Source organism: Clostridium sp. (genome assembly GCF_036569345.1).
Taxonomy (GTDB): domain Bacteria; phylum Bacillota; class Clostridia; order Clostridiales; family Clostridiaceae; genus Clostridium_AD.
In genome coordinates this window covers 1-26,293 of sequence record NZ_DATCQT010000090.1, presented here as the reverse complement: position 1 = coordinate 26,293, position 26,293 = coordinate 1, and the positions used below count along the sequence as shown (strand labels likewise).

The following is a 26,293-nucleotide window of genomic DNA, read 5'->3' as shown; positions in this document are numbered from 1 at the left end:
TATTAAATATGAAAAATCAAACTTAAAATGGAGGTAAAAACATATGAACAAGAAAATTGCAAGTTCAGTCCTTGCTGCTTTAATGATGGCAGCCTTAACATCTATTACGACGATTGCAGCAATGAAGAATGGAACAATGGTAATAGGGGATAAAGCTTTTGATTTAGGATATTCTAATGATCCATTAAATATGGGTGAAATCACTAATGCAATAGTTGAAGGTGGACCAGTTTATGTTAAAAATTTCAATGGAGATTGGATAGATAATGTTACAGGACTTCCTATAGCTACAAGCCTTATACCAGCCGTTGTTTACAAAGATGGTAATGAAACAATTGGATTTGATGCTGCAGATACAAACCAAGTTGTTAAGGAAACAGCCTATCCAAAAACATTTACTAGTGTAACAAATGAAATTACAAATATATCTAATTTTGCTTATTTTACAGCTGTAGATCAATATGGAAAAGATTTCAATATCGTAACAGATTCTTCATATAAAGTAACGGCAACAGTAAACGGAGTGCCTTTAAGTGATGCAGAAATAAGATTGGATACAGATAGAAATATGGCAAAAATCACAATAAATAAAAAATTAACTGAAAATGACGCTGTAGTTATAATGTTAGAAAAATTTGATAAAGATGCGGTATCTTCAACTGCTGAATTAGTATCTTCAATAAGCAATAATTATACAGTAGGGAAGGATGAGCCAATATCCCCTAAGTCAATTTTATCGGTGACAACATCCGCAGATACTGTCTTAGTTGGGGATGCGGCAGTAATTTTAAGAGTCGATGTACGCGACCAATATAACAACCCTACAGATTTATCAATTAATAAATTAAGATGGATAGTTGAGGTGGGTGGCAACTTACTGGATAGTACTTCTGACCTTAATAGTAGCAAATTAACATTAGATACAACTGTGAATACCGTTACTTTTAAAGCTATAAAAGCTGGTACAGTAACTATAAGTGCTTATAACATTCTTAATGGTGTCAAAGTTACTTATACAGTTGAGGTAGGAGCAACAAAACTTACAGGGCTCACGTTAACTTCCGAAAATCCAATTACTAAGTTTAATAATGAAGATGTTAAATATAATAAAATAACTCAAAATAATGGTGCTTTATTAACACCTGATATGATTAAATTTAATGTAACTCCTAAAACTAGTGATATTTCGGCCAGTGATATAGTAGTTACAGCATCACTTAGAGGTGGTACTGATTATTATAAAAACAATATAGTAATTAGTGCTAGAACATTAAAAGCTGGAAATTATGAAGTCACTCCATATATAGGAACTTCATTTGATGCAGAGGATACTATAAAAGCAGCTAAATTTGATGTAGTAACTACCATAAATCCAGTTACAACCACAATTGATTCTATAACATTACCAAAGCTTAAAGTTAATACAAAACAAAACGCAAATTTAGTAATAAGAAATGCTAATAATGAAGTTATAGACGTTGCAGGTGATAATGTCACTGCTTTAGTTTATAGTGATGATGGGATAACATCTAATAATGTAATAGTTGAAAAATTAGATAAAGATGGGCAAGTAGCAACCACTGGAGTTGTTAAGTCATTAAGGTTTGAGGCTAAGGCTGCTGGGAATTATATAATAAATATAAACGTGAATGGTACGGTTGCAACCTATAATTTAGAAATATCGGCAGAGGTTACAACACTTAAGTCGATTGAACTTGGAAATAACATTGGAGATAATAGTATTATAGCTAATGCTACGGCTCCTGTTTATAGGGTCCTAAGTGTAGTAGACAATAAGGGGGATGAAATAATTCCTGATATTACGAATTGGAGAATTTCCACTAAAAATGGAATAAAGGAAGCTTCTGGTTTTGCAAGCCTTATTTATTATAAACATGATGCACAAGGATCTATTATTGAAACTGACTTTGCTGGGGCACAGGGATTAGCTGTGAAATTTGATCCTAGCAAAACTTCAGTTAATAGTTTTGTGGAAAACACAACATTAATTGTAACAGTTGGTAATAAAGCAATAGATGAGGTTGATGTTATTAAAGATACATTAAACGTAATTGTAAGAGCTAAAAGTGCAATAAAATCTATAACAATTGTAGACGTAAATGTTTCATTAATTGTGGGAGTTGCTGTAAAAAAAGAAATAGTTGTACTTGACCAATATGGAAAAGTTATAACTGATCCCACTATGGTTAAAATAGTAAATGGAACTAAGGTTATTGCAGTAGTTAATTATGATGATGTTGATAAAAAAATGTATGTAACATACACTGGAGTAATAACAGGGACTGATTCTATAGTTGTGGAATCAGTAGTTGATTCTATTATTAAAGCAACTGCAAATGTAACTATTGGGAATAAATAAAATAAGGCCAAGCAGCCTGAAACGGAGTAAAGAACTGTTTCAGGCTACTTAATTTTTTGAATGAGAAATGATTACCAAATAAAAATATAATAAATTATTTTATTATCTCAAAAATGAAGTGCAACTATTTGTTAGGTTTAGCGTAATTTACTGTGGACGAATAAAATTAAAGTTAATTATTTGTTTAAGAATTATATGGTATAATTAGTAGTAATTATAATAAATAATGAGATATATGGACCTATTAGGGGGAATTAAATATGACAAGTAATAATTTAATAGCAAGCAATAATGTAACGACAAAAGAAAAAAAGGCGCTAAATATAAAGCTGTATCTTAATGATTATGATAAAGGGGTTATGTCAGATTATCAAAAGGAATTTTTAAGAGAAGAATTAGATACACTACCACCTATGGAAGAAGGACAAGTATCTATCAATGGTATATACACCTTTGAAATAGAAAATAAAATTGAGGTTAGTGTTTATTTAAGAAATGGATTGTCAAAACAGATTAATTTTGACAAAGTGCCACTAGTAATTGTAAACAATAATGGAGATATACTTGCAAAACAAGTTATGGACATGAACGATTTTGGTATATTACCTCCTTTTTCTGCAAGACCATATAAAGTTTATTTTGATAAGACTAGCTTATTTGTTGATTCAATTTCAAAGGATGATTGGAAAATAAAATTTGAAAAATCTATTAGTGCTATAAATACTGTACAGGTTCAATTTGAGGGATTTCCTGGTGATGTTCACCATGAATTAGAAGGTACTTTTACAAAATTTTTAAATGAATTACCTTTAATAAAAGCTGGAGATGTGAATATTGAGGTATTTAAAGTATTAAAGTGTTTAAATAATTCTATTTCTATAGTTTTTCTAATCCGTAATGGTTGTGACAAAGTCGTAAAATTAGAAAGATTACCAATTATAGTTAAGGATGATTCAGGGGAAGTAGTGGCTAAAGGCATCTTTAATATTGAAAATGTAAATGTAAATCCTCATAAAGCTAAAATTTATGATTTTACTATAACAGAAGATTATATTGTTAATAAAGATTTTGATATAAGCAACTGCAAAGTATATTTTAAATCAGAGTAAAAGGAGGAAAACAAATGAAAAAAAACTATAAAAAAATAGCAATTTCATTAGTAGTAATTGTGGTAATAATAGCTGGATTTCTACTTATTAACAAAAATCAGAATGATAAGATAAACGCAAATAATAAAACTAAAAACGCTATTAAGACCGAAGGATTAGATAAGAACGGTGGAACAACAGCAAAAGGAAATTCAACAACTGATGCAACTGGCGCAAAAGGTACAACTTCTACGGCTGGTACAACAGGGACAACTGGATCAGTGAATGATAAAACAAGTACTGGTGATAAAGTTACTGCTGAGCAAGTAAAGGCAGCAGAACAAGCAAAAGTCGAAAGTGCTAAAGTAGGTATTACGGTATTTGTTAAAGCTGCAAATTTTGGATCCATAGCAGACATTTCTATTGATAATAGTAAATTTGATAGTAGTTATAAATATTATCAGTTTTTCCTGGGAAATAAAGCAATATCTAAGATGGAAGCCATTACAAAAATCCAAACAAATATTTTTCCATCGCAAGAAGCTGGAACAGGAGTTACAATAAATCTAATGGATGTTAATAAGAAAGTCATTAAAAAATTAAGTACAGTTTTAAACTCTAAATAGTAAAGTAAATAAATAATCGATAATAGGAGTGAATTAACATATGAAAAAAAATATTAATAAAAAAGTGATTGGTATATTGGCTATTATAATAATTGTCATAGCAATTGCTAGTGTGTTTTATATAAATAATAAACCCAATAAAGCTCAGGCTAGTGCACCAATTACTGCTACAGTAAGAAAAGCTGCTTTTAGTTCTGTAGTAAATGTAACTCTTTCAGTAGAAGGAAAAAAACAGTATAAGGGTGCTGTAAAATACCAGATATTTTATGAAGGAAAGGCTGTTTCACCAAAAACAGTAATAGGTAAACCTACTACAGCTTATCCAGCTAGAAAAGAAAAGGATAAGGTAGCGGTTAAACTTCTAAAAGCAGATGATAAAGTGGCATATTCAGTAGATTTGAGTTTACAAAAGGGAGAAGCAGTTAAGAAAAATTAAGACTTTTAAAAATAGAAGGGGTGAGATAGCTTAGACTATCTCACCCCTTCTATTTACCTTTATAATTTATAAAAAGCTAATCATTTTATAATAAATTACTCTATGCTAAGTATTTTAAATTCATCAGTTACGGGTGTACTATTACCTGCATCTCCAGCTGAATATGTGCTTATAATACCAGTTGCACTTTTATAAGTTACACTAGGAAGTATGTTAGCATTTATAATTGCCGAGGTACTATTGTCAACCCAGCTTGATCCAAAATCTTTAACATAAATTTCACCACCAGCAAGCAGCGCTGCGGTAATTTCAGATTCATTTTTAGAATCATTAGCATAGGTAATATCATAGGCTTTAGTACCAATAACTACAGTACCGCCGGGCATAGCCACTCCAGCTGCATAAGTTATCACTCCAGATATAGTAGAAAAAGCTGCTATAAATAATGTAACATAAAAAATCTTTCTTCTTTTCATAAGTTTATTCCCCCTTTTATTTAAAAGTTTAACTCCATATATATAGTGGTTCTAAATAATATAATTTTATCGCTTATATGTATTACGATTAGGTTAGTGATTTAGTTTCAATTATTTAAACATATCTTTCTTATTTAAGAAATAAATTACAATTATAACTAGTAGTCCAATGAATGCAACAACATACCAAAAACCTAAGCCTACATCAGTAACACCGAAGGGTATTCCAGTTACATTCATACCAAATAGTCCAGAAATCATATTAGGTATAGCCATAACTATAGTAATAGCAGCCAAAAACTTCATTACTACATTTAGTTTATTTGATATAACTGAAGCATAGGCAGCCATGGTTCCTTTTAAAACGTTACTATAAATAGTACACATTTCTATAGCTTGTCTGTTTTCAACAATAACATCCTCGAGTACATCTTGATCATCATCATATTTATCAAGAATTTCAAGTTTAAGCATTTTCTCTAGAGTAATTTCATTTCCTTTTAAAGAGGTAGAAAAATATACAAGAGATTTTTCCAATGCTAATAATTGAAGAAGCTCTTTATTTCTCAAGGTTTTATGTAGTTGTTTCTCAACTATGGAACTTTTTTTATCAATTTGTCTTAGGTATATTAGATAATACTTTGCTATTCTATATAAAATTTGGAGCATGAACCTTGAACGCTTATAGGTATAAAAGGAGCCGATTTTTCCTTCAGCAAAATCTAATAACATTTTGCAGTTCTTCAAACAAACTGTGATTATTACTGTTTCAGTGTAGATCATAGCTATAGGGTAAGTGTCGTAGGTTAAAGAATTATCATCCATATCTGTAAAGGGAATATCTAGAATAATTAATGTACAATCTTCTATATCAATACGAGAGGTTTCTTCTTCATCCAAAGCAGCTCTTAAAAAATCCATAGGTGCATTAGTATTTTTGGATACAAATATTAATTCTTCATCTGATGGATCTATCAGGTTAATCCAACAACCTGGTTCTATATTTTCCAGTCGTGATAACTGATTGGTTTCAGTACTGCTATATATTGAAAGCATCACAACACCTCCTTGTATAATTTCATTTATATTATAGTCTATAAAAGCAGACATATACAAGAAATAATTAATTAAATAAATTTTAGAAAAAGCTAGCAAAGTGGTAAAGCATAGTTGACAAGAAAGGCTGAATAATTGATAATGGTAGTTGGAAAGTTATACACATAAATTCTAATAATATGAATAGTAATAAATGAAATAGATTAAAATATTTCAGCATATTATGGAGGGGGATGTGTGCATTTATGGAAATATACCCATTATTTATAATAGCATTAGCGCTATCTTTAGATGCTTTTGGAGTAGCTTTGTGTATAGGTTTAAATAGTAAAACTAGATTTAAAAATAAGGTTTGTTTTATTATTTCTTTTGCATTTTTTCAATTTTTGTTATCGTATATAGGGGCTTATGTCGGGTTTCTTTTTAATACATATGTAGCTTCAATGCCAACCATAATTGGTGGCGTGATTATATCCATAGTTGGAGTGGTTATGATTAAAGAAGGTTTTGAAAACAAGGGAAAGTGTCCATTACTTAAACCTAAAATGTATTTTATTTTAGGAATATCAGTAAGTATAGATGCTATGGTTGTAGGATTTACGGTATTAAATAGTATAACAAAGGTTATATTATTAAAAGATACATTATTTATTGGGGTAGTAACTCTAGTGATGGTGACAATGGCATTTATAATTTCTAAGTATTTGAAAAAAATAGAGGTTATAAGTAAATATGCAGACTACATTGGAGGAATAATCTTAATATTTTTTGGACTGAAGATGATGTTTTTTTAAAAGAAAGGATGATAAATATGTTAGAAAAATTAAAAGGTTTAAATTCATTTAAGGCATTTGAATATTTTAAAGAGATGAACAAGGTTCCAAGAGGTTCTGGAAATGAGAAAGGTGTTAGCGACTTTCTTGTAAACTTTGCAAAAGAACATAATTTAAAAGTTATCCAAGACCCATCTTTAAATATTATAATTAAAAAGCCAGGAACTATTGGATACGAGAATGCTCCAAATATAATAATTCAAGGTCACATGGATATGGTTTGTGAAAAAAACATAGATTCTAAACATGATTTTTTAAAGGACCCAATTGAATTTATTGTAGAAGGTGATTTTTTAAGAGCTAATGGAACAACACTCGGCGGCGATGATGGTATTGCAGTTGCCTTTGGTCTTGCTATTTTGGCATCTACTGACATTCCTCATCCCCCAATGGAGTTATTAGTAACTACCGAGGAAGAAACGGGTATGGGTGGAGCTCAGGCATTAGATCCTAAGAATTTAGATGGAAGAATATTAATAAATATAGATTCAGAAGAAGAAGGAAAACTTTTAGTAAGTTGCGCGGGTGGCGTACGCGAGAAGATAAAGCTTCCAATAATTTGGGAAGAAACAGATAAAAGCTTTTTATGCTGTGAAGTAAAACTAAGAGGTTTAAAAGGCGGTCACTCTGGAATGGAAATTAACAAAGAGAGAGGAAACGCTAACAAGATTATGGGACGCTTTTTAATGGATTTAAAATCAGTTATAGATTTCAAAATAAATTCTATAAACGGTGGAGCTAAAAACAATGCGATTCCTCGTGATGCTGATGCTGTTATATTGTTTAGAGAAAACGATAAAGCTATAGTTATAGAAAAAGTGAAACAGTGGAATGCTACACTTAAAAATGAGCTAAATACAATTGATCCAAATGTGGATTTAACAATGGAAATAATGAAAAATAAGGTAGATAAAATCTTTTCACAGGACACAGCTACAAAAGCTCTTCAAATACTTTTCCTTATTCCAAATGGAGTTAAAAGCATGAGCACTGCTATTAGTGGATTAGTGCAAAGTTCAACTAACATTGGAGTTCTTATTACTAGTGATGAATTTTTAGAATTTGACTCTGCTATAAGAAGTAGTGTAAAAACTTTAAAGAAAGCAATAGCTGATGAAACTATAGTACTTGCAGAAATGGTAGGAGCAACTATTGAATTTGAATCTGAATACCCAGAGTGGCAATACAATCCGGATTCTAAGATAAGAACTGTACTTGAAAAAGTATATAATAATTTATACGGTAAGAAACCTGAAATAGCAGCTATACATGCAGGTCTTGAGTGTGGATTATTTAGTGAAAAATTTGGAGGTAATCTAGATCAAATATCTTTTGGACCTAATATTTATGATGTGCATACACCAGGTGAACACCTAAGTATTTCATCAACAGATAGAATGTGGGATTACTTAATAGCAATTTTAAAGGAAATAAAATAATGTAATAGGGTGATGTAGATGAATGTAATTTCATATTTAAAAGAGAATAATATTAGGATTACTAAAGCAAGAAAAAGCATTCTAGAGATTATACTTCGTAGTAGTGAAGCTATAAACGCAAATCTCATATATGAATTACTTGAAAAAGATGACATAAAAATAGATTTGTCAACGGTATACAGAACCCTAGATTTGCTAGAGAATAAAAACATTTTAAATAAATTTGATTTGGGTAATAATATGTATAACTATACTATAAATAATAATGCTCACAAACATATAATTGAGTGTGATTTATGTCATAAGAGAATGGTTATTGACTGCCCAATACCACAAATAGAAGAACAAATAAAAGCAAAGACCGGAATAACGCTTACTGAAAGTCATGTTATTTTAAAAGGCGTTTGCAGGGAATGTAAAGACTTTAAAGAGGTTAAAATCTTTAAAGAATTTAAAGAATAAGAAAGGATGGTTTTATGCAATTTTCTTCATTGGTACTAATGGAAATAGATAAAGATACTAAGCAATTTGTTCGCGAACTTGGAAGTTATGAAGCCTCCCAAGGTGCAGAATTTGTTACAAAATTAAATTACTTCGGAGAATTAATCAACTTGACTTTTGATACTCAAGTGGATGTTTTGGAGTGGCAATATACAGCAATTTATGATTATTTTAATGAAGAACCTTTTAGGTCTAAGGGTTATATTATTGAAGCCGTAGATGATGAATATAATCCAACATGGCTGGTTAAGTTCAACTATTCTGAAGAACACACAGTTGTTCGCGAAGCTATAATTGAAATATGTGAATTAATAAAACAAGAACTCAAAGAAGTTTTTATAAAGATTAAGGAAAAAGAAGAAGAATATAAATAGATATTCAAAATTTTAAATATATAAAAAATAATTAACTAATGAAAAAGATTAGAGGTGCGTATCGTATGAGACTTGAATTTATTGATAGAGTAAAGGTTGATGAAATTATAGGAAAAAATATATTTTCAAATGATGGAAGCATATTGCTAAGAACAGGGGTTAAGTTAAGTGAAGTATATATCAAAAGGCTTAAAAAGTTAGGGGTTTTTTATGTATATGTAGAGGATTCTAGGCTGGATGATATATCAATAGAAGACGAAAAATTATGTGATTTAAAAGCGATAACCATTCAGAATATGTCTAAAATTATGAAAAATGTAACTGGAGGAAATAAAAAAGAGACCCAAAATTCCTTATCAGTTGTTACAGACCTAGTTAATTATGTTATAGAACTCGGTGATGTAAATAAAAGTTTATACGATATTCAAACCCATGATAACTATACGTACCTTCACTCTATAGATACTGGAATTATGGCGATTTTTTTAGGAATTTCAATGGATTTTTCAGAAAAAGAATTGAAGCAACTAAGCGTTGGTGCTATCCTTCATGATATAGGTAAAACTAAAATTGATAAAGGTATCATAAGCAAACCAAGTGGATTAACTAGTTTAGAATTTGAAGAAATTAAAAAACATCCTATATATGGAAGGCAATTGTTAGAAAAAAATTTTTCAATTCCACTGGAAGTTTTAGAATCAGTGGAACATCACCATGAAAGAGTTGATGGTAGTGGGTATCCTTATGGGCTTATTAAAAATCAAATTTCTAAGTTTGCAAAAATAATTGCTGTTTGTGACGTTTATGATTCAGTAAGTAATGATAGATGTTATAGAGAAAAATTTAATCCTAGCGATGCCTATGAGTTAATTTTATCAGGCTCTGGAAATTATTTTGATGAAGAAGTAGTTAAAAGTTTCAAAAAAACATTTTCAGTATTCCCATTAGGCGTTTGTTTAAAATTATCAAACGGTGTTGAGGGATATGTAATTAAGCAAAATAAAAATTTTCCTGATAGACCTGTAATAAGAGTTCTTTATGATAATGAAAGTAGGAAACCAATAAAATTTTATGAAATAGATTTGCTAAAGTCCCATAATGTTGTAGTTAAGTCAGTAATCTAAGAAAAGGATAGTGCCACACATGTGGCAAGTGGCACTTTCACATGCCACTTGTAGCGTGGGTGGCACTTTAGGGCTGGAATATGAAAGATAAAAATATAAATATCATTATAAATGGTATGACGAGGCAACATGGATATTTATTAGAGGATATAAAAAGTAAGAATAACAATTCTGATATGTGGACAGTTAGTAAAGACATAAGTGGAGTGTTATATCGGGTAATATTTATGACTGAATCTGAGATGAAGCTACATCAATTAATGATGTATGACATTCCAAATGATAAAAACAATATATATGTATTATTGTCTCAAGGTGAAACCGACAAGGATGAAATGGCAAAAGCTCTTTCTTTAAGCAATATATTAGAAAAACCAATAATTAGAGTGAATATATCAGAAAAAAAAGTAAACTATTCTGAAAATGTAAATATACAGGTAGTTAACGAGATAGCAGCAGTGATGAGCAATAACAATTTATATGTTAAAAATCAAAAGATAAATATCAGTGATAAACCAGTTATTACTATTGGAATTATAATTATAAACATTGTAATGTATATAATTACAGCTTATTTGAGTTTAGCTGCGCAAGGTAGCATTTTTAATAGTGATACTAATGTTTTAATTTTTCTTGGAGCTAAGGTTAATAATCTTATTTCACAAGGACAGTATTATAGACTTTTCACATGTATGTTTTTGCATGGTGGAATTGTGCATATAGGTGTCAATATGTATTCACTTTATGCTATAGGTCCAATGGTTGAGAGAGTTTACGGAAAGGCCAAATATATTGCTATTTATTTTGTGTCTGGAATATGTGCATCTGTATTTAGTTATATATTTTCAACAAGTGTATCTATTGGGGCATCTGGAGCGATTTTTGGATTACTTGGTGCTGTACTTATTTTTGCAATTAAGTCTAAAGGGAAAACTGGAAGTGGTTTTATAAAAAGTATTTTATCAGTTATATTTGTAAATATATTTATAGGAGCCACTCTACCAAATATTGATAATTTCGCCCATGTGGGTGGACTTCTTGGTGGTATGATTGTATCGTTTTTGGTAGATTTTAAAACAGAAACTTAATAAGTCACAATTATAAATAAAAGACCCTCGAAGATTTCGCTTCGAGGGTCTTAAACGGTTTATGCAACTCCATTATTTCGATTATCTGCAATAAGGTTATTAACCTTGATAATGCTCGCAAAATCTTCATAATATATTGTTTCTTTTTCAATTAATAGTGATGTAATAGCCTCTAAAGATTCTTTTTCATCAGTGAGAATCCTTTTAACATCTTCATATAATTCTGTAATTAAATTCTTACATTCTAAAAATACAGCTTCTTGGTTTGTAAATCCTGATTCACTTAGCTTGTTCATAGTAAGTAGACCTAAGGATTCACCCATTCCGTATTCTGTTATCATATTTGCTACAATATGAGTGCTTCTTTGCAAATCATTATAAGCACCGGTAGTTACATGGTCCTCTCCGAAAATAATTTCTTCAGCAGCTCTACCACCTAAAAGTACCATTATTTTTTTCTTTAAATGTTCTTTATTCTGATATAATGTGTCTTCTGGAATACTTAGTGTATAACCACCAGCACCTTTAGTAGTTGGGATTATAGTTACCTTTGATACTTTATCATTTGGTAACATCTTAAGCGAAATCAGGGCATGTCCTGCCTCGTGGAAGGCGGTTATTTTCCTATCCTCCTCTTTAATGTAATCCCTATCAACTTTTTCATAACCAGCTAACATTATTGAATACGCTTTATCCATTTGTTCATTTCCAATAAATACAGCATTGTCCTTACATGCAATAATAGCAGCCTCATTTGTTAAATTCTCAAGTTTTGCACCTGAAAATGATGTTGTTTTATGTGCCCATTCCGTATAGTCTATATCCTTAACAGGCTTATTTTTAAAGTGAAGTTTTAAAATTTTCTCCCGAGCAGATACATCAGGTAATGTAACTTCAATATGTCTATCAAAACGACCCGGTCTTAGAAGAGCCTCGTCTAGCATATCAAGCCGATTAGTTGCTGCAATTACAATTATGCCCTCTGTTTCATTAAAACCAGACATTTCCGTTAAAAGAGCGTTAAGTGTTTGATCTTTTTCGTCAGATCCGCCACCGCGTCCATTATCCCTTTTTTTGCCTATTGCATCAATTTCATCAATAAAGATAACTGCTCTACCTTGACCTCTTGCTTTCTTAAATAAGCTTCTAATCCTACCAGCACCAACCCCTACATATATTTGAACAAAATCAGACCCGGATACTGCATAAAAAGGTACATTTGCTTCTCCGGCAACGGCTTTTGCTAGAAGTGTTTTACCAGTCCCTGGATCTCCATATAAAATTACTCCTTTTGGCATTCTAGCACCATAAGCGGTATATTTTTCAGGATTTTTAAGAAAATCTACTACATCTTGTACACTATCTTTAGCTTCCTCATTACCTGCTACATTTTCAAAGTTAAAACCTATATCCTCAACAGCTGTAACGTCTAAATTAGTAGCTGAGAACATACTTTTCGACTTTCTCTTGGTAGTTTTGAAGGTCATAATTCCTAGTGCTATGAGAGAAATAACAAATCCAGAAATTGAAGCTATTTCAGCGGGATTTGTTAGAGCCTGCTCAGAAACATTTATTCCATCCTTAAGCAATACATCTTTGAAATTATTAGTTCTTGGATTATCCGTTTGGTAAATGGTACCATCTTTAAGTTTAACTTGAATTATAGGAGAGGTTGTTACGTACACTGTTGAGACTATGTTTTTTGAAGTATCTTTAAGAAAGTCAGTATATTTTTTATTTGTAGATACTTTAAAGGTATTACTTATAAAAATCAGAAATATTAATGAAAAAACAGCAGTTACAATAGGGATAAAAATATATTTGTTTTTAATTTTATTCATATAATAGAAGCAAGAAAACCACTATGCTTTTAGAGTAGTGTGGATTTCGCTTCATTCACCATCCTTTCATCTAATATATTTTTCTTTATTTTTGATAATTGAAAATGTTCGAATTATATTTTTATTAAAACAATTATAATTTTGTTAAAATAATTTACAAATTTTATATGTTACGCAAAATACATAACGCGAATATCAACTTATATGAGTTATTATAGTATTTATTTGTAGTCTTGTCCAACGAACCTAATAGAATTTGGAAATGTAAATAATGTAAGAAATAATTGATAAATATATTATTTGTTGTATAATTTATTTATAATAGTTTTTGGGGTAGGGGATAATATATCTATGTTTTAACATATGGCGTAGATTTTAAAAAGGAGAACAGATAAAATGGGAAAGAAAGTTTATGCGATAAAGGAAGGATTTAATGCTAGTACTAACGAGAAAATAGAAAATAAAATAGTTGGCACTTGGGCAGAGTGTTTAAAATATGTAAAAGGAGTAAAAGGTGCTAAATATAAAAGCTTTGAGGACCCAAATGATGCTAAAGAGTTTTTAAAGGGTGCTTCAAATGTTTTTAATAAAATAGATGATAATTACCCAAAAGATTGCCTTCATGTTTATGTTGATGGAAGTTATAATTCAACCAGTGAAGAATATTCTTATGGGGTGGTAGCTGTGCGTAACAGTATAGTTCTACATATAGAGAGCGGGACTAGTAAAAGTGATTCAACTAAAAATATAAGACAAATAGCAGGGGAATTAGAAGGCGCAGCAAAGGCCTGCCAGTATGCTTTATTAAAGGGAGAAAAGAAAGTAGTAATATTTCATGATTATGTTGGGATATGTTACCATGCTACAGGATTTTGGGAGAGAAAAGAAGAATCTTCAAAGGAATATTACAAGAAAATGCAAGGTCTTATGAAGAGTGGATTAGAAGTTATATTTGTTAAGGTGGATAGCCACACTGGAGATTTGTTTAACGAACTTGTTGATGAAAAATGTAAAGAACAATTAGGGATAAAGTCAGATAAGGTTGTGGAAAAATGGTTACTTAAAAATATTATAAATGTAGCCAGTGAGGATGTAAAAGAAGAAATTCTAAAAATAGCTCCTAGTGGAGAGAACAATATAATTGTTGTAAATTCAAAGGATAAGAAAATTAAAGAGGAAAATAATGAAGAAATAAAAGAAAAAATAGAAGAAAAAATAAAAAAATATTCATTTAATGATATTATTAATGAATACAACTTAAATCCAGGAGATACTATTAGTTTAATAAAGAAGCTAACCAGCGTCGAGAAAACAAAGTTTATTACTTATTTATTAGAACTAATCAAGTAAATAAATATATGGATATAATACAAAATATGGAGGTAATATATTGGGTGATTTTTTAAAAAACAAAATGATAAAACCATATTTGTATCTATGTGACAACATTGTAACAGAGGTTAATAAAGAATTTCTTAATTTTACAGGGTATACAGATGTTGAATTGTTAGGTAAAACCATTATAGAAATTTGTCATATGCTGAAAATCAATTTTTTGAAATTCCCTCAGAATATAAGTTGCAAGTACTTAGGATACATATTCACAAAAACCCTTGAAGCACGTGACGTCACTATATCACTTTTTGATGGTAGTAAAATTAATGAAAGAAAATATACTTTTTCCAAAAGACCAAATTCTAAACTTAATGATAAACTCATTTTTGTGGAACAATCATTTTTAGATAACATATCAGGAGTAGCTGTTTACAGTGTGCCAGATTTAATATTGCTTAAGGCAAATCAAAAATATATTGATTTAACAGATTCAAATTTTGAAAAATATAGTGATACTTTAGGTAGACCTATAGGAGAAATTGTAAAGGATTTTGTAGGTAGCCAAGCCGAACTTATTTATAACTCTATTTTTAGTTCTTTAAAAAGTAGCTATATAAAGGAAATCGTATTTAATAATTCAGTGGAAGAAATAACTTATTGGAGGTTTAATCAAACAGCTATATATGAAAATGGAAAGATGAAATACATATTTGAAATCGTGACTGAGGTTACTCAGAGGGTTTTTGAAAATCAGAATTTGGAGAGGAAAAACAAGATAATTAATTTGCAAAAGCAGCAGCTAGAAGAACATAATACACAGCTAGTTAGTATACTTGAAAATTTATCTGAGGGAGTAATGTTTGCTGATAACAAAGGTGAACTTACAATGGTAAATTCAGAAGCAAAGAGGTTTATTTATCAATCAGGTAAGGGAGTTACACTAGGGGAAGCGCTAAAAGACACTAAAGTATTTGATATGGTGGGAAATGAGATACCATTTGAAAACTTTCCATCGGTTAGAGCATTAAGAGGTGAAATAGTAAAAAGCGTTAAAATATTTGTACGTCATCCAAATATAGAATATTTTGCTGAAATAAGTTCAATACCGATTTATAATTCCCTTGGAAAGTTAACAATGATAGTATCGTGTTTTCATGATATTACAGAAACAATAAATCAATCTAGAAAAATTGAAGAACAGAAAAAGGAACTAGAGGCTATCATAGAAAACATTTCCGATTCTATTGCTATTTTTGATAGTAAAGAACAGTATACATTATTAAACAAAACATCAAGAGAACTGTTTTTCTCTTCTTATGACAACATGAACAATATAGGTGATGGATATAAACCATCTGACTTTTATGATCCTAATGGAGATAAAATTGATCCTGAAAATATTCCAGCTCGTAGGGTTATGAGGGGTGAAAAATTTAAAAATATGAGAGTAACAGTAAAGTCTCCTTATAAAACATTACAATTAGATATTAGTGGAACTCCTATTTATGATAGTAAGGGAAAGTTTACTTTAGGTGTGCTTTGTAGCAAAGATATGACAGACTATTTTAAACATGAAGAAATTATAAGAAGCAGATATGAATTTTTAAATAGGATGGTAAATACTTTTGATTTACCTGTTGTTAGATTATCCAACCTAGATTTATTAATTGTTGATATTAATAAAAAGGCATTTGAAATAATAAAGTTACTTAAACCTGAGGTTAAATCAATGGTGGAATTAAAAAATAAAAAAGTTGAAGATTTATTTGAAAACTTTAAATCAAGTGAATATTGTAAGTGTATTAGTGAAGTTTTAAAAGAAAAAAGAATTAAGTATTTAAATAATAAAAATATTTTGCTAAATGGGAACCGGGTATATTGGAATATTGTTTTTGAACCTATGCTTGAGGTGAATGGAGAAATCCGCGAAATAATAATTTTAATAATAGATGTTACTGCTGAAATAGAATCTAATATGGTTATGGAAAAAGCACTAAAACAACAGGGAGAGTTTCTTGTTAATGTATCTCATGAACTTAAGACACCACTAAATATTATATTTGCTACCGCTCAGTTATTTAATATGTATTGCGAAAGTGGATCTCTAGACGAGAAAAAGGATTCTTTCATTAAATATATAGACTCAATTAAACAAAATTCCAACAGATTATCTAAAATTATTAATAATATAGTTGATTTGTCAAAAATTGAAGCAGGATTCTTTAAATTAAATCTATCTAATAACAATATAGTTGAAGTTGTAGAAGAAATAGTGGTATCTGTGACCGACTTTACTTACAGTAAAGGCTTAAATATTATTTTTGATACGGATGTTGAGGAAAACATCATTGCTTGTGATACAGAAAAGATAGAGAGAATAGTATTAAATCTTATTTCAAATGCCATAAAATTTTCGGATATTGGTGATGAGATATTCGTTGAGGTTAAGAAAAAAAATGAATTTGTTGAAATATCAGTTAGAGATAATGGAATTGGCATTAAAGAGGAATATTTGGATATGATATTTCATAGGTTTAAGCAGGTAGATAAATCATTATCAAGAAATGCAGAAGGCACAGGCATTGGCCTTAGTTTAGTTAAGTCCATTGTAGAATTACATGGTGGTAGTATTTATGTGGATAGTGAATTTGGAAAAGGAAGCAAATTTACAGTCAAATTACCGTCAATAATGGTACTTCATGAAAACATGTTATATAGTAGCAATGTGAGAAGTATAGATGAAAATATAAGAGTAGAGCTTTCAGATGTTTACTCATAACTCTATTATTTAAGATATTTTATAAAAATTTCACTATAAAAGAATGAAAATGTTCACTATTTTTTTGCGTTATTGTTATTAAAAAAATACATTAATTAAACTAAAAATGCACATGCTATAAAGTATAAATAAATAAAGAGAGGATGTGTAAATTATGCAAAACAAATTTATATCAACAATTACAGCAGGTGCAATAATTGGAGTAGCAGCAGGTGTAATGTTAATTCCGAATATGGACAGAAATACAAGAAGAAGAGCTAAAAGAACTGGCAAAATGGTTATGAATATGGCAGGCGATGTTTATGATAGCGTAAAGGACTATATCTTATAAAAAAATTAAGAGACTCCAAACTATATTAATAGATATGGTTTGGAGTTTAATTAATTTAGTTTAATTTTGTTCGTGGAATATTCAAAACCTGTTCATATAATTAGAAACATATAGGCAATCTATGTTATAATTAAATAAAATTGTCTAAGATTGTTTAAATTAATAATATTTTAGGTGGATGAATAAAAACTAATATATAAACTTGTTGTTTATTTGAATGTGTTTTGTACATTACCATGTTGTAAAGGAAGAGTGATTATGGAAATATTGTCTTTAGGGGAAAAGATAAAGAGGAAAAGAAAAGAGCTGAATATGACATTAAAAGACCTTGCGGGAAATAGAATAACACCAGGACAAATTAGTCTTGTTGAATCTGGAAAATCTAACCCGAGTATGGATTTATTAGAATATTTGGCAAGTACATTAAACACATCTGTTGAATACCTTATGGAGTCAGAGGAAGCTCAAGCAGAGAAAATATGTTTGTTTTATCAAAATATTGCTGAAGCACTTATTTTAAATAATGATTTAGTACAGGCTGAGCAAAACATTGACAAATCTATATTTTATTCTGAAAAATACAAGTTGGAATATAGAAAAGCCAAAAATTTATCTCTAAGAGGGGATATATATATGGCTAAGGACGACATTGCGGCAGCTCAAGAGGTTTTTCTTTCTTCAAATGTTATTTTTATTAAAAATAATTCGTATGAAGAAATAATTAGAACTTTTCTAAAACTCGGTAAAATAACACTTAAACTTAAGGGTTATCAGTCGGCTTCAAGTTATTTTAGACAAGGCGAAAAGGTTTTTATGGACAATCAAATGGGAAACGATTTTTTATTAGGTGAAATATATTATTACATTGGTTATACGTGTTTTAAGCTAGAAGATATGGATAAAGCTGTTAAATATTCATATTTAGCTCAGGAAAAGTTTAAGCAAATAGATAATAAAAAAGAATATGCTAATTCACTTTTATTGTTAGCATATGAATATAATAAAAAAAGTGATGTTGTTAATGCAATAAAATATTCTTTAAATACACTGAAAGTGTTTAATGAAGTTAACAATTTAATTTATGTATCAGAGATAGAAAACAATTTGGGAAGATTGTTTTATGAATTTGAAAACATGGAAGAATCTTTTATACACTTATATAAAGCTAAGGAAATTAGGGAAAAGACTAATGACATAAAGTTAATAGAAACCTTAGCAAATATTTGTGAAAATCACATTAAGCTTAAATCAGTAGATAAAGCGAAAGAAGCTTTAAAAAATATTCTAGAATATATAGAAGATGGTAATTATAAGGCCTTATATCATTATTATTTATTAAAATATAGAGTAGATCTATTAGAAGGCAATAAGGATGAAGCAGAAAAAACTTTATTACAAGCACTAAATTTTGTAAAAGAACAAGATCAAATAAAAGAGGCTGCTGAAATATCTATAATGATTGGAAAGTTTTATATTGAAGGTGGTAGAGCAACAGACGCGGCTAAATATTTAAATGAAGGTGTGGAATTATTTACGAAATTGGGAATAATCAAGTGATTTAAGTAAAACTATTTTATGGATAGGGACGAGCAAATAACAAGCATATTACTTATTATTTATTTGTTAGACCCTTTAATTCATAAATTAGCTATTTAATCTGTGGATAGGTGATGAGGATGAAAATATTATCAACGGGAGAAAAGATAAAAAGAAGTAGAATATATAAGGGGTATACCTTGAAAGAGATATGCGGTGATAAAATCTCAGTATCTAAGATGAGTTGTATAGAAAACAACAAAGTCATGGCGGAATCTTGGATTCTAGATCTTATAAGTGAAAAATTGGACATAGATATTGAATATTTAAAAGAAAATGTATTAGAGCAAGTTCAGGAAAATATTAATATTTTAAAAAAGTATGATGATAAAAATGTAGATTTTGAAACTAAGGTATCCTATAATTTGGAGTTTGCTGAAAAATATAATTACTACGACTTAGCTATTGAGCTAATACATATGTTGTTTAATTTTTACTTAGATAAAAGAGATTTTGAGAAAATACAATCAATTACTTCCAAGTACTATGATTTACATTTACAAGCATCATTAGAAGATAACAAATTAAATTATTATATTGACATGGCAAGACATTTATATATAAAAGAAGATTATCTCCAGGCTTCCAGCTATTATTGTAATGTACGAAAGGGGTTAAGCGAAAGCAAAATTCCTAATTATAAAAAATTAATAATAGTCACTTATAATGAGGCTGCTTGTAATATTATGCTAAAAAATTATAAGAACGCTTTTGATGTAGGGAAAAAATTATTAGATTTGGTTAAGCACGTGGATACAGATCTTAAAGCGGCCGAGATATATCATATGCTTGCTATATTATCTATAAGAGTGAAGAATGGCAAGTTTGAGATATATGAAAAAAAATCTTATGAGCTATATAAAGATGAAACTTCTAGTAAGGCAATGGCCATTTTTAATTATGGTTCAACAATGTTTGACTGTAATATGCGTGAGCGTGCAGTTGAATATATAAATAAGGGGTTAAGCTGCTATCCTAGAGAAGATAAGACAGGGTTAGTTAGTTTTATGCTAGAATGTATTAAAGAACTTATCAGAAATGACGTTGTTGATTTGGCACAAACTATTTCTGATGAAGTGTTAAACTATGCTATTGATTTAGATGATATAAAATTCATTGAAAAAAGCTATTATTATAAAGCTATTATTCTTGATAAACAAGGAAAGTCAGCTAATGCAGAGATATATATGAATTTATCTTTAGACTCTTTATTCAAATTTGGTAAAAAGCAAGATATATATGCGCGTTACTTAGAAATGGGAAGTATGTACCATAAACTGTGTAATGTAGCCGATTCTATAAAGTATTTTAGTTTAGCTATAAAACTTGAAAAAAAGATGTAGGTTTGGAATTTTCCAAAACCTACATCTTTTTTTCTAGTGCAATCAGTATGAACTTTCTCCTGCGTGGCACCAAATAAGAGTTTGAAACGTGAAATTCCATTAAGAAATTCTAATTTTTTTAAAATATAAAATTCTCTAACGTTCACACTCGACGTCCTGTCTCGGGTTCACTAGACTGCCTTCCTGGCAGTTTTACGAGAATTTTATATTTGAAAAAGAAGAATTTTAAATGGAATTTCAATGTTTCTGCTCTTCTTATTTGGTGCCACTCCCGGAGAAAGTTCATACTATATCACATTTACTCTAAGATGTATTTAGTATGGATAGCAGGTTGAAAAAACATTAAAATTATGTGGATTTTAATTCTCTATTTATTATAAATTCCTTGGCTTTAATTTCTAAAGTATCATCTAAAGAAGTTAAAGCAACTTCGTTATATTTATTGTTTAAGGCAAGAGAAAGTAGCCTGTCGGCAAGTTCAGGGTTTTTGGATAAAAGAGAACCATGGAAATAAGTACAGAAGGTATTTTTATAAACACAACCCTCATAACCATCTTCGCCGTTGTTGCCATATCCAACTTTAACTTTGCCAAGGGGGTTTAGACCATTAATATAAGTTCTTCCAGAATGGTTTTCAAATCCTACATAAGTTTCATCAAAAACTTCATTATGAATAATTGTGTTACCTATAAAACGTTTTTCTCCGCCTTTTGTATAAATATCCAAAATACCAAGTCCCTCAAGTTGTACGCCGTCTGGTGTAGTATAGTATTTCCCAAGCAATTGATATCCACCACAAATAGCTAAAAATACTTTTCCGCTTTGTATATAGTCGTCAATTGCAGATTTCTTGAATTCTATTAGGTCTGGTGAAACTATAGCCTGTTCATAATCTTGACCTCCACCGAAAAATACAATATCATAATCGTCAGTAATAAACTCATCACCCATAGATACATTAACAATGTTTACTTTAATGTCACGTGATTCGGCTCTGTGTTTCAATATTAGAATATTCCCTACGTCTCCATATACATTCAATAAGTCAGGATATAAATGACAAATATTAATTTCCATATTCTTTTAGTTACCTCACATTCTAAGTTATATTTTTTATATTACCAAATTTTATTTATGTATCCTTTAGTGTGTAAAAATTTTCTTAAATTTATCATGGCGGTATATGTAGCTAGTATATAAACTATTTCGCCGTTACAACCCTTAATTTCATTAAGCAAGGTTTGTTCGTCTTTACAAAGCAGGAAGGAATCTGATGAAAATCCAGCGACTTTAAGTCTTATTGCCATATCGTAGAGGCGTATTCCAGATATCATAATTTTATCAATATTAAGATCAGTTAAACGTTCAAAATTTACATCCCAAATCCAAGAAACATCTTTCCCATCTGCATAGTTATCATTTAATAGAAGAGATAGATTTATTTTTCTCTTATCCAAATTAATAGTGTTTACAGCCTCGTCATAACCAGCTGGATTTTTGACTAATATTATTTTAACCTCTATACCTTCAATATTTAAGGTCTCCTGTCTACCAAAACTGCTAGCAACGGTTTTAAGAGATTGCTCTATAGTATTATCTTCAATTCCTAGTTCTTTAGCTACGGAGTATGCACATAGAGCATTATAAATATTATAAGTTCCAGGTTGGTTTATGTAATACTCCTTATTATTAATAAAAACAGTAGAACCACTGGTATTTATATCAACAATTTGATTTACGAAGTATGTAAGTTCTGGACGTTTATATCCACAATTCGTGCAATAGAAATCACCTAAATGGTTGTAGGTAATAAAATTATATTGATAAGGAGCCTTACAGACTGTGCAAAATTTAGCATCTGCATTAATATCTACAATTTTATTTTCATTAACCTGAACACCAAAACCATAGTATTTTATCTCATTTTTAATATTTAAATTTCCAAGTAAAGATTCATCCCCATTAAAAACAAGTATTGAACCCGGAACTTTTTCGATGCCCACCAGGATCTTTTTGAGAGTCGTATACACTTCCCCATATCTGTCCATTTGATCTCTGAATAAATTGGTAATAGTAATTATTTTTGGAGTTATATATTCAGTTACAAACTTAAGATTTGCTTCATCTACTTCTATAACAGCAATTTTTTTCTCGGTTGATTTCTTAAAAGAATAATTTGAGATAAAACATGCGATTATTCCTGTATACATATTTGCACCAGTATTATTGGTAATCACTGGTTTATTACTAGCTTTTATTATGTTGTAAATCATACTTGTTGTTGTAGTTTTACCATTGGTACCAGTTATGAGTATAACATCATAATTATTAGCAATAATTTTTAAAATATCTTTATCGAGCTTTAAGGCTACTTTTCCAGGAAAATTTGTTCCACCTTGGAATAAAAGCTTTGATAATTTCATAATAAACTTGGAAACTAATATACTGAGTAACGACCGAATTTTAATTTTGAACACATCCTTTAATTGTAATTCTATACTTAATTATTATTATTGACAGTTATATTTAAAAACTTATCACCTATTTTAAAACATATATTTAAAAAGATCTTATTTAAGCTAATACAATTTTATAACATAGTTGCATAAATGTCTAATATATTAATGTAATTTAGTATTAAATAATGTGGCTTTTTAGTTATGTATTTGCTAATATGTAACTATAACACACAAAATACCGAATTTAAGGGGTTTGGTACTGTGTAAAATTAATTAAATATAAAAGTCGATTAATATTGGTTTTTATATAATGAAAGGTGTTTTATTTTGAAGCAAGGATATGTTTATTCAATTCTTTCTGCAATATTATTTGGAAGTGCAGGGCTGTTTGTAAAATTAGCTTTCGGTCATGGAATTGATTCTATAAGTTTATTAACACTACAATATATTATAGCTGTACCATTAATGTTTATAATGATGTTTATATTTAGTCGTGATTCATTTAGAATAACAAAAAAACAGTTGTTTAGATTAGCTGTGCTTGGAGTCGTAGGTAATACATTTATGACAGTGTTTTATTATATATCTTTTAACTATTTGCCAATTCAAATGGTTGCTATATTATTGTATACATACCCCATAATGGTATTTATATATTCAGCTATATTTAAAAGGGAATCACTAGGATTATCAAAAATATTTGCTGTATTTCTAGCTTTTTTTGGTTGTGTTTTAACATTGGACATTATATCTGGGCAATTTAAATATTCTTTAAAAGGAATAATATTCGCATTAATATGTGCAATCTTTTATGCCTTTATGAATATTTATAGTGAGGAAAGATTAGAGGGAATAAAACCACTAGCTATTAATGCATATTCTACCTTGTTTTCATTAATAAGCCTTATGATATACAAGTTTCCTATGTTTGTTTTTAGAGGGGAAATAACTAGAAGTGTGATCTTCTATACTACTATACTTGCTATATTTTGTGAAATCATTCCATTAACTTTATTATATGCAGCAATAAAACATATAGGTTCATTAAAGGTATCTATAATTGGAAATCTTGAAATACCAACAGCTATGCTGCTATCATTTTTTATATTACAAGAGCAAATTACAAGTACACAAATAATAGGAACCGTCTTAGTAATAGGTGCAATATATATTATAAGAGTCAAGCAAGTAATTGAGTAAAAAAAGCTAGGTAACTAGCTTTTTTTATTTATGGTTATGCCATCACTTGTTAATATAATGGTTCCATCAAAATCAGTTCTATAGATAATACAATTTATTTTTTTCAATTTATCTAGGGTTACCTTGGCTGGGTGACCATAAGTGTTGTAGAATCCACAACTTATTACGGCTATTTTCGGAGCTACTTTATTTAAAAATTCTTGGGATGTTGATGTCTTACTTCCATGATGGCCCACTTTAAGGACATCAGCTTTTAAATCGTAACCAGCAGACAGTATTTCCTGCTCGGCCTCTGTTTCAATGTCACCTGTGAATAAATAGGTTGAGTTTTTATAAGATACTTTTATAACGCATGAGTAATTATTAGGATTTTCATATGTAGTATTAATTGGGGATAACATAATGCAGCTGGTATTTGGACCTAAATTCATAGATATGTTAGGTTTAGCCACTATTATTTTGAGATTTTTTTTTCTTAGAGCGTTAATCATATCAACAAAGGATTCGGAGGATGCAATGGCCTTAGGAGCAAAAAATTGACCTATATCAAAGGTATTAATTACACTAGACATACCGCCTATATGATCTTCATGGGGATGGGTTTCAATTACATAATCAAGCTTTTTAATGTTATTTCTTTTTAGGTACTTAATTAATGATTTCTTTGAATCACTGGTACCACTATCAATTAGTAAGTTTTTATTATTTACTTGAATAAGAATACAATCACCCTGCCCTACATCAATGAAGTGAGTAATCATATTATTTTCTAAAGTTGTGTTTGTATTTACAGTAGACTTATAACTTAAAGTAACACATGTTGTTACAATAATTAAGAGGATGCATATTAAGGTGTATTTAAACCAGGTTTTTTTTAGCATGTTATTAGTCTCCTATATAAAACTTGTAGCATATTTATCCATTTATCTATATAAATGATATTGCCCATTTATATAAAAAAATATCAATATCTAAAGAGATATTTGAAATAAGTCGTATTAACTAGTATAATTATGTTGTTGTTTAATTTAAGAATGAAAGGAACAGATATATGAGAACTATATATTTTTATTTTTGTATTATTATTAATTTAATCTGGATAAACTGCAAAAGAATGAAATTTGAAAATGTAAAAAAGAATAAAACTAAAGAAGAGCTTGAGGTGTATATGGACTCTATTGTTAAGAGTTGGTCTAATTTTGTAATAAATACGGCCGGTTTAAATTTAACAGTTATGGGAAAAGAAAATATACCAGATGGACCTTGCCTTTTTGTTGGTAATCACCAAAGTGATTTTGATATACCAGTGATATTATCCAATATGAAAATAATTACTGGTGCAGTTGCAAAAAAAGAAATGGGAAAAATACCAATATTGAGTTACTGGATGAGGCAAATCCATTGTGTATTTATGGATAGAGAAAATCCAAGAGAGGCTTTAAAGGCAATTAGTCAAGGCGTTGAAAATTTAAAGAATGGATATTCTATGCTTATTTTTCCCGAGGGAACTAGAAGTAAAAGTAATAAGATGGGTGAATTTAAAAAAGGCAGTATGAGGCTAGCAATAAAGGCTGGAGTTCCTATTGTACCTGTAACACTTTTTGACACTTATAAAGTTATGGAAGGAAACAATGGAAAAATAAAAAAGGCTAATGCTAAGCTTATAATAGACAAACCTATATATCTTGATGGTATGTCAAAGGAAGAAAAAGCGAACATTTCAGAGGTGGTACAAAATATAATTCAAAGTAATTTAAATAGAGAAAGTGATGGGAAATAGACGATCATTCCTACTTGTTATTAATTTGAATAAGGGTTAAAGAAGCAGTTTAAAAGCTGCTTCTTTATTTTAGTGTGCCAGGCATGGCAATTAACTAGGTGGTGCAAGTCCACTGTGGGGGTCTGTAGTTACCAACCACTAGCTGAAGACAAGGTATCCACCGTGAGGTGTGAACTGAAGGAAGTCCTAGGCAAAGTTCCGACCCAAG

23 protein-coding genes are annotated in these 26,293 nt (G+C 29.7%); 17 read left to right on the top strand and 6 right to left on the bottom strand.

Translation table 11 applies throughout. From position 1 onward, the window contains the following. Positions 1–43: 43 nt before the first annotated feature. The 4 genes from VIM70_RS09435 (at position 44) to VIM70_RS09420 (ending at position 4,530) form a co-directional block, all read left to right on the top strand. Positions 44–2,380 carry a hypothetical protein gene (locus VIM70_RS09435; protein ID WP_331945504.1) on the top strand — a complete coding sequence of 779 codons (2,337 nt, stop codon included), beginning with the start codon at positions 44–46 and terminating at the stop codon, positions 2,378–2,380. 260 nt (positions 2,381–2,640) lie between these two features. Beyond that, positions 2,641–3,489 (top strand): SLAP domain-containing protein, encoded by an 849-nt coding sequence (locus VIM70_RS09430; RefSeq protein WP_331945503.1) that lies wholly within the window; start codon positions 2,641–2,643, stop codon positions 3,487–3,489. 14 nt (positions 3,490–3,503) lie between these two features. After that, positions 3,504–4,094 carry a hypothetical protein gene (locus VIM70_RS09425; RefSeq protein WP_331945502.1) on the top strand — a complete coding sequence of 197 codons (591 nt, stop codon included), beginning with the start codon at positions 3,504–3,506 and terminating at the stop codon, positions 4,092–4,094. 40 nt (positions 4,095–4,134) lie between these two features. Next, entirely contained in the window at positions 4,135–4,530 is a 396-nt protein-coding gene (locus tag VIM70_RS09420) for a hypothetical protein (RefSeq protein ID WP_331945501.1), read from the top strand. 95 nt (positions 4,531–4,625) lie between these two features. On the opposite strand, the gene VIM70_RS09415 is transcribed toward VIM70_RS09420, so the two are convergent. Both VIM70_RS09415 and VIM70_RS09410 read right to left on the bottom strand, forming a co-directional pair. After that, entirely contained in the window at positions 4,626–5,006 is a 381-nt protein-coding gene (locus VIM70_RS09415) for a hypothetical protein (RefSeq protein WP_331945500.1), read from the bottom strand. A gap of 111 nt (positions 5,007–5,117) precedes the next feature. Further along, on the bottom strand, positions 5,118–6,062 hold the full coding sequence (locus VIM70_RS09410; RefSeq protein WP_331945499.1) for a magnesium transporter CorA family protein: 945 nt from the start codon (positions 6,060–6,062) through the stop codon (positions 5,118–5,120). A gap of 245 nt (positions 6,063–6,307) precedes the next feature. On the opposite strand from VIM70_RS09410, the gene VIM70_RS09405 reads away from it, so the two are divergent. The 6 genes from VIM70_RS09405 (at position 6,308) to VIM70_RS09380 (ending at position 11,421) form a co-directional block, all read left to right on the top strand. Next, positions 6,308–6,856 (top strand): manganese efflux pump MntP family protein, encoded by a 549-nt coding sequence (locus tag VIM70_RS09405; RefSeq protein WP_331945498.1) that lies wholly within the window; start codon positions 6,308–6,310, stop codon positions 6,854–6,856. Positions 6,857–6,873: 17 nt separating this feature from the next. After that, complete coding sequence (locus VIM70_RS09400) at positions 6,874–8,334, top strand: aminoacyl-histidine dipeptidase (protein WP_331945497.1); 1,461 nt, start codon at positions 6,874–6,876, stop codon at positions 8,332–8,334. Between the two features lie 18 nt (positions 8,335–8,352). Beyond that, entirely contained in the window at positions 8,353–8,796 is a 444-nt protein-coding gene (locus VIM70_RS09395; protein ID WP_331945496.1) for a Fur family transcriptional regulator, read from the top strand. 14 nt (positions 8,797–8,810) lie between these two features. Further along, positions 8,811–9,209 (top strand): DUF6762 family protein, encoded by a 399-nt coding sequence (locus VIM70_RS09390; RefSeq protein WP_331945495.1) that lies wholly within the window; start codon positions 8,811–8,813, stop codon positions 9,207–9,209. 65 nt (positions 9,210–9,274) lie between these two features. Then, the gene (locus VIM70_RS09385; RefSeq protein ID WP_331945494.1) at positions 9,275–10,333 is read left to right on the top strand and encodes an HD-GYP domain-containing protein; all 1,059 of its coding nucleotides are present in this window, start codon (positions 9,275–9,277) and stop codon (positions 10,331–10,333) included. Positions 10,334–10,413: 80 nt separating this feature from the next. Continuing rightward, positions 10,414–11,421, top strand: a complete 1,008-nt coding sequence (locus tag VIM70_RS09380) for a rhomboid family intramembrane serine protease (protein ID WP_331945493.1) — start codon at positions 10,414–10,416, stop codon at positions 11,419–11,421. A 59-nt stretch (positions 11,422–11,480) separates the two neighbouring features. On the opposite strand, the gene VIM70_RS09375 is transcribed toward VIM70_RS09380, so the two are convergent. After that, a complete protein-coding gene (locus tag VIM70_RS09375) occupies positions 11,481–13,262 on the bottom strand; it encodes an ATP-dependent metallopeptidase FtsH/Yme1/Tma family protein (protein WP_331945492.1) in 1,782 nt (593 codons plus the stop codon). 396 nt (positions 13,263–13,658) lie between these two features. Between VIM70_RS09375 and VIM70_RS09370 the strand changes: the two genes are divergently transcribed. The 5 genes from VIM70_RS09370 (at position 13,659) to VIM70_RS09350 (ending at position 20,646) form a co-directional block, all read left to right on the top strand. Continuing rightward, positions 13,659–14,612 (top strand): ribonuclease H family protein, encoded by a 954-nt coding sequence (locus VIM70_RS09370; RefSeq protein ID WP_331945491.1) that lies wholly within the window; start codon positions 13,659–13,661, stop codon positions 14,610–14,612. A gap of 40 nt (positions 14,613–14,652) precedes the next feature. Beyond that, positions 14,653–17,376 carry a PAS domain-containing sensor histidine kinase gene (locus VIM70_RS09365; protein ID WP_331945490.1) on the top strand — a complete coding sequence of 908 codons (2,724 nt, stop codon included), beginning with the start codon at positions 14,653–14,655 and terminating at the stop codon, positions 17,374–17,376. A 154-nt stretch (positions 17,377–17,530) separates the two neighbouring features. Beyond that, positions 17,531–17,707 carry a YtxH domain-containing protein gene (locus VIM70_RS09360; RefSeq protein ID WP_331945489.1) on the top strand — a complete coding sequence of 59 codons (177 nt, stop codon included), beginning with the start codon at positions 17,531–17,533 and terminating at the stop codon, positions 17,705–17,707. Between the two features lie 258 nt (positions 17,708–17,965). Further along, the gene (locus VIM70_RS09355) at positions 17,966–19,264 is read left to right on the top strand and encodes a helix-turn-helix transcriptional regulator (protein ID WP_331945488.1); all 1,299 of its coding nucleotides are present in this window, start codon (positions 17,966–17,968) and stop codon (positions 19,262–19,264) included. A gap of 119 nt (positions 19,265–19,383) precedes the next feature. Beyond that, positions 19,384–20,646: a helix-turn-helix transcriptional regulator gene (locus tag VIM70_RS09350; RefSeq protein ID WP_331945487.1), complete on the top strand. Its 1,263-nt coding sequence runs from the start codon at positions 19,384–19,386 to the stop codon at positions 20,644–20,646. 348 nt (positions 20,647–20,994) lie between these two features. Here the strand turns inward: VIM70_RS09350 and VIM70_RS09345 are convergent, their stop codons facing one another. Both VIM70_RS09345 and VIM70_RS09340 read right to left on the bottom strand, forming a co-directional pair. Further along, positions 20,995–21,723, bottom strand: coding sequence for a type 1 glutamine amidotransferase (locus VIM70_RS09345; RefSeq protein ID WP_331945486.1), 729 nt, complete (start codon positions 21,721–21,723; stop codon positions 20,995–20,997). A 41-nt stretch (positions 21,724–21,764) separates the two neighbouring features. Further along, the gene (locus tag VIM70_RS09340) at positions 21,765–23,123 is read right to left on the bottom strand and encodes a Mur ligase family protein (protein ID WP_331945485.1); all 1,359 of its coding nucleotides are present in this window, start codon (positions 23,121–23,123) and stop codon (positions 21,765–21,767) included. A gap of 309 nt (positions 23,124–23,432) precedes the next feature. On the opposite strand from VIM70_RS09340, the gene VIM70_RS09335 reads away from it, so the two are divergent. After that, on the top strand, positions 23,433–24,305 hold the full coding sequence (locus VIM70_RS09335) for a DMT family transporter (RefSeq protein WP_331945484.1): 873 nt from the start codon (positions 23,433–23,435) through the stop codon (positions 24,303–24,305). A 14-nt stretch (positions 24,306–24,319) separates the two neighbouring features. Here VIM70_RS09335 and VIM70_RS09330 read toward each other — a convergent pair whose 3' ends face one another. After that, a complete protein-coding gene (locus VIM70_RS09330; protein WP_331945483.1) occupies positions 24,320–25,186 on the bottom strand; it encodes a ComEC/Rec2 family competence protein in 867 nt (288 codons plus the stop codon). A 170-nt stretch (positions 25,187–25,356) separates the two neighbouring features. On the opposite strand from VIM70_RS09330, the gene VIM70_RS09325 reads away from it, so the two are divergent. After that, positions 25,357–26,085, top strand: a complete 729-nt coding sequence (locus tag VIM70_RS09325; RefSeq protein WP_331945482.1) for a lysophospholipid acyltransferase family protein — start codon at positions 25,357–25,359, stop codon at positions 26,083–26,085. The last annotated feature ends 208 nt before the right edge of the window (positions 26,086–26,293 follow it).

Bases quoted from the DNA above. Each gene is read 5' to 3' on its own strand.
- VIM70_RS09325 (WP_331945482.1), top strand. From the start codon at position 25,357: ATGAGAACTATATATTTTTATTTTTGTATTATTATTAATTTAATCTGG.
- VIM70_RS09435 (WP_331945504.1), top strand. From the start codon at position 44: ATGAACAAGAAAATTGCAAGTTCAGTCCTTGCTGCTTTAATGATGGCA.
- VIM70_RS09410 (WP_331945499.1), bottom strand. From the start codon at position 6,062: ATGCTTTCAATATATAGCAGTACTGAAACCAATCAGTTATCACGACTG.
- VIM70_RS09355 (WP_331945488.1), top strand. From the start codon at position 17,966: ATGGAAATATTGTCTTTAGGGGAAAAGATAAAGAGGAAAAGAAAAGAG.
- VIM70_RS09375 (WP_331945492.1), bottom strand. From the start codon at position 13,262: ATGAATAAAATTAAAAACAAATATATTTTTATCCCTATTGTAACTGCT.
- VIM70_RS09395 (WP_331945496.1), top strand. From the start codon at position 8,353: ATGAATGTAATTTCATATTTAAAAGAGAATAATATTAGGATTACTAAA.
- VIM70_RS09370 (WP_331945491.1), top strand. From the start codon at position 13,659: ATGGGAAAGAAAGTTTATGCGATAAAGGAAGGATTTAATGCTAGTACT.
- VIM70_RS09420 (WP_331945501.1), top strand. From the start codon at position 4,135: ATGAAAAAAAATATTAATAAAAAAGTGATTGGTATATTGGCTATTATA.
- VIM70_RS09385 (WP_331945494.1), top strand. From the start codon at position 9,275: ATGAGACTTGAATTTATTGATAGAGTAAAGGTTGATGAAATTATAGGA.
- VIM70_RS09405 (WP_331945498.1), top strand. From the start codon at position 6,308: ATGGAAATATACCCATTATTTATAATAGCATTAGCGCTATCTTTAGAT.
- VIM70_RS09400 (WP_331945497.1), top strand. From the start codon at position 6,874: ATGTTAGAAAAATTAAAAGGTTTAAATTCATTTAAGGCATTTGAATAT.
- VIM70_RS09360 (WP_331945489.1), top strand. From the start codon at position 17,531: ATGCAAAACAAATTTATATCAACAATTACAGCAGGTGCAATAATTGGA.
- VIM70_RS09415 (WP_331945500.1), bottom strand. From the start codon at position 5,006: ATGAAAAGAAGAAAGATTTTTTATGTTACATTATTTATAGCAGCTTTT.
- VIM70_RS09350 (WP_331945487.1), top strand. From the start codon at position 19,384: ATGAAAATATTATCAACGGGAGAAAAGATAAAAAGAAGTAGAATATAT.
- VIM70_RS09380 (WP_331945493.1), top strand. From the start codon at position 10,414: ATGAAAGATAAAAATATAAATATCATTATAAATGGTATGACGAGGCAA.
- VIM70_RS09345 (WP_331945486.1), bottom strand. From the start codon at position 21,723: ATGGAAATTAATATTTGTCATTTATATCCTGACTTATTGAATGTATAT.
- VIM70_RS09390 (WP_331945495.1), top strand. From the start codon at position 8,811: ATGCAATTTTCTTCATTGGTACTAATGGAAATAGATAAAGATACTAAG.
- VIM70_RS09330 (WP_331945483.1), bottom strand. From the start codon at position 25,186: ATGCTAAAAAAAACCTGGTTTAAATACACCTTAATATGCATCCTCTTA.
- VIM70_RS09430 (WP_331945503.1), top strand. From the start codon at position 2,641: ATGACAAGTAATAATTTAATAGCAAGCAATAATGTAACGACAAAAGAA.
- VIM70_RS09425 (WP_331945502.1), top strand. From the start codon at position 3,504: ATGAAAAAAAACTATAAAAAAATAGCAATTTCATTAGTAGTAATTGTG.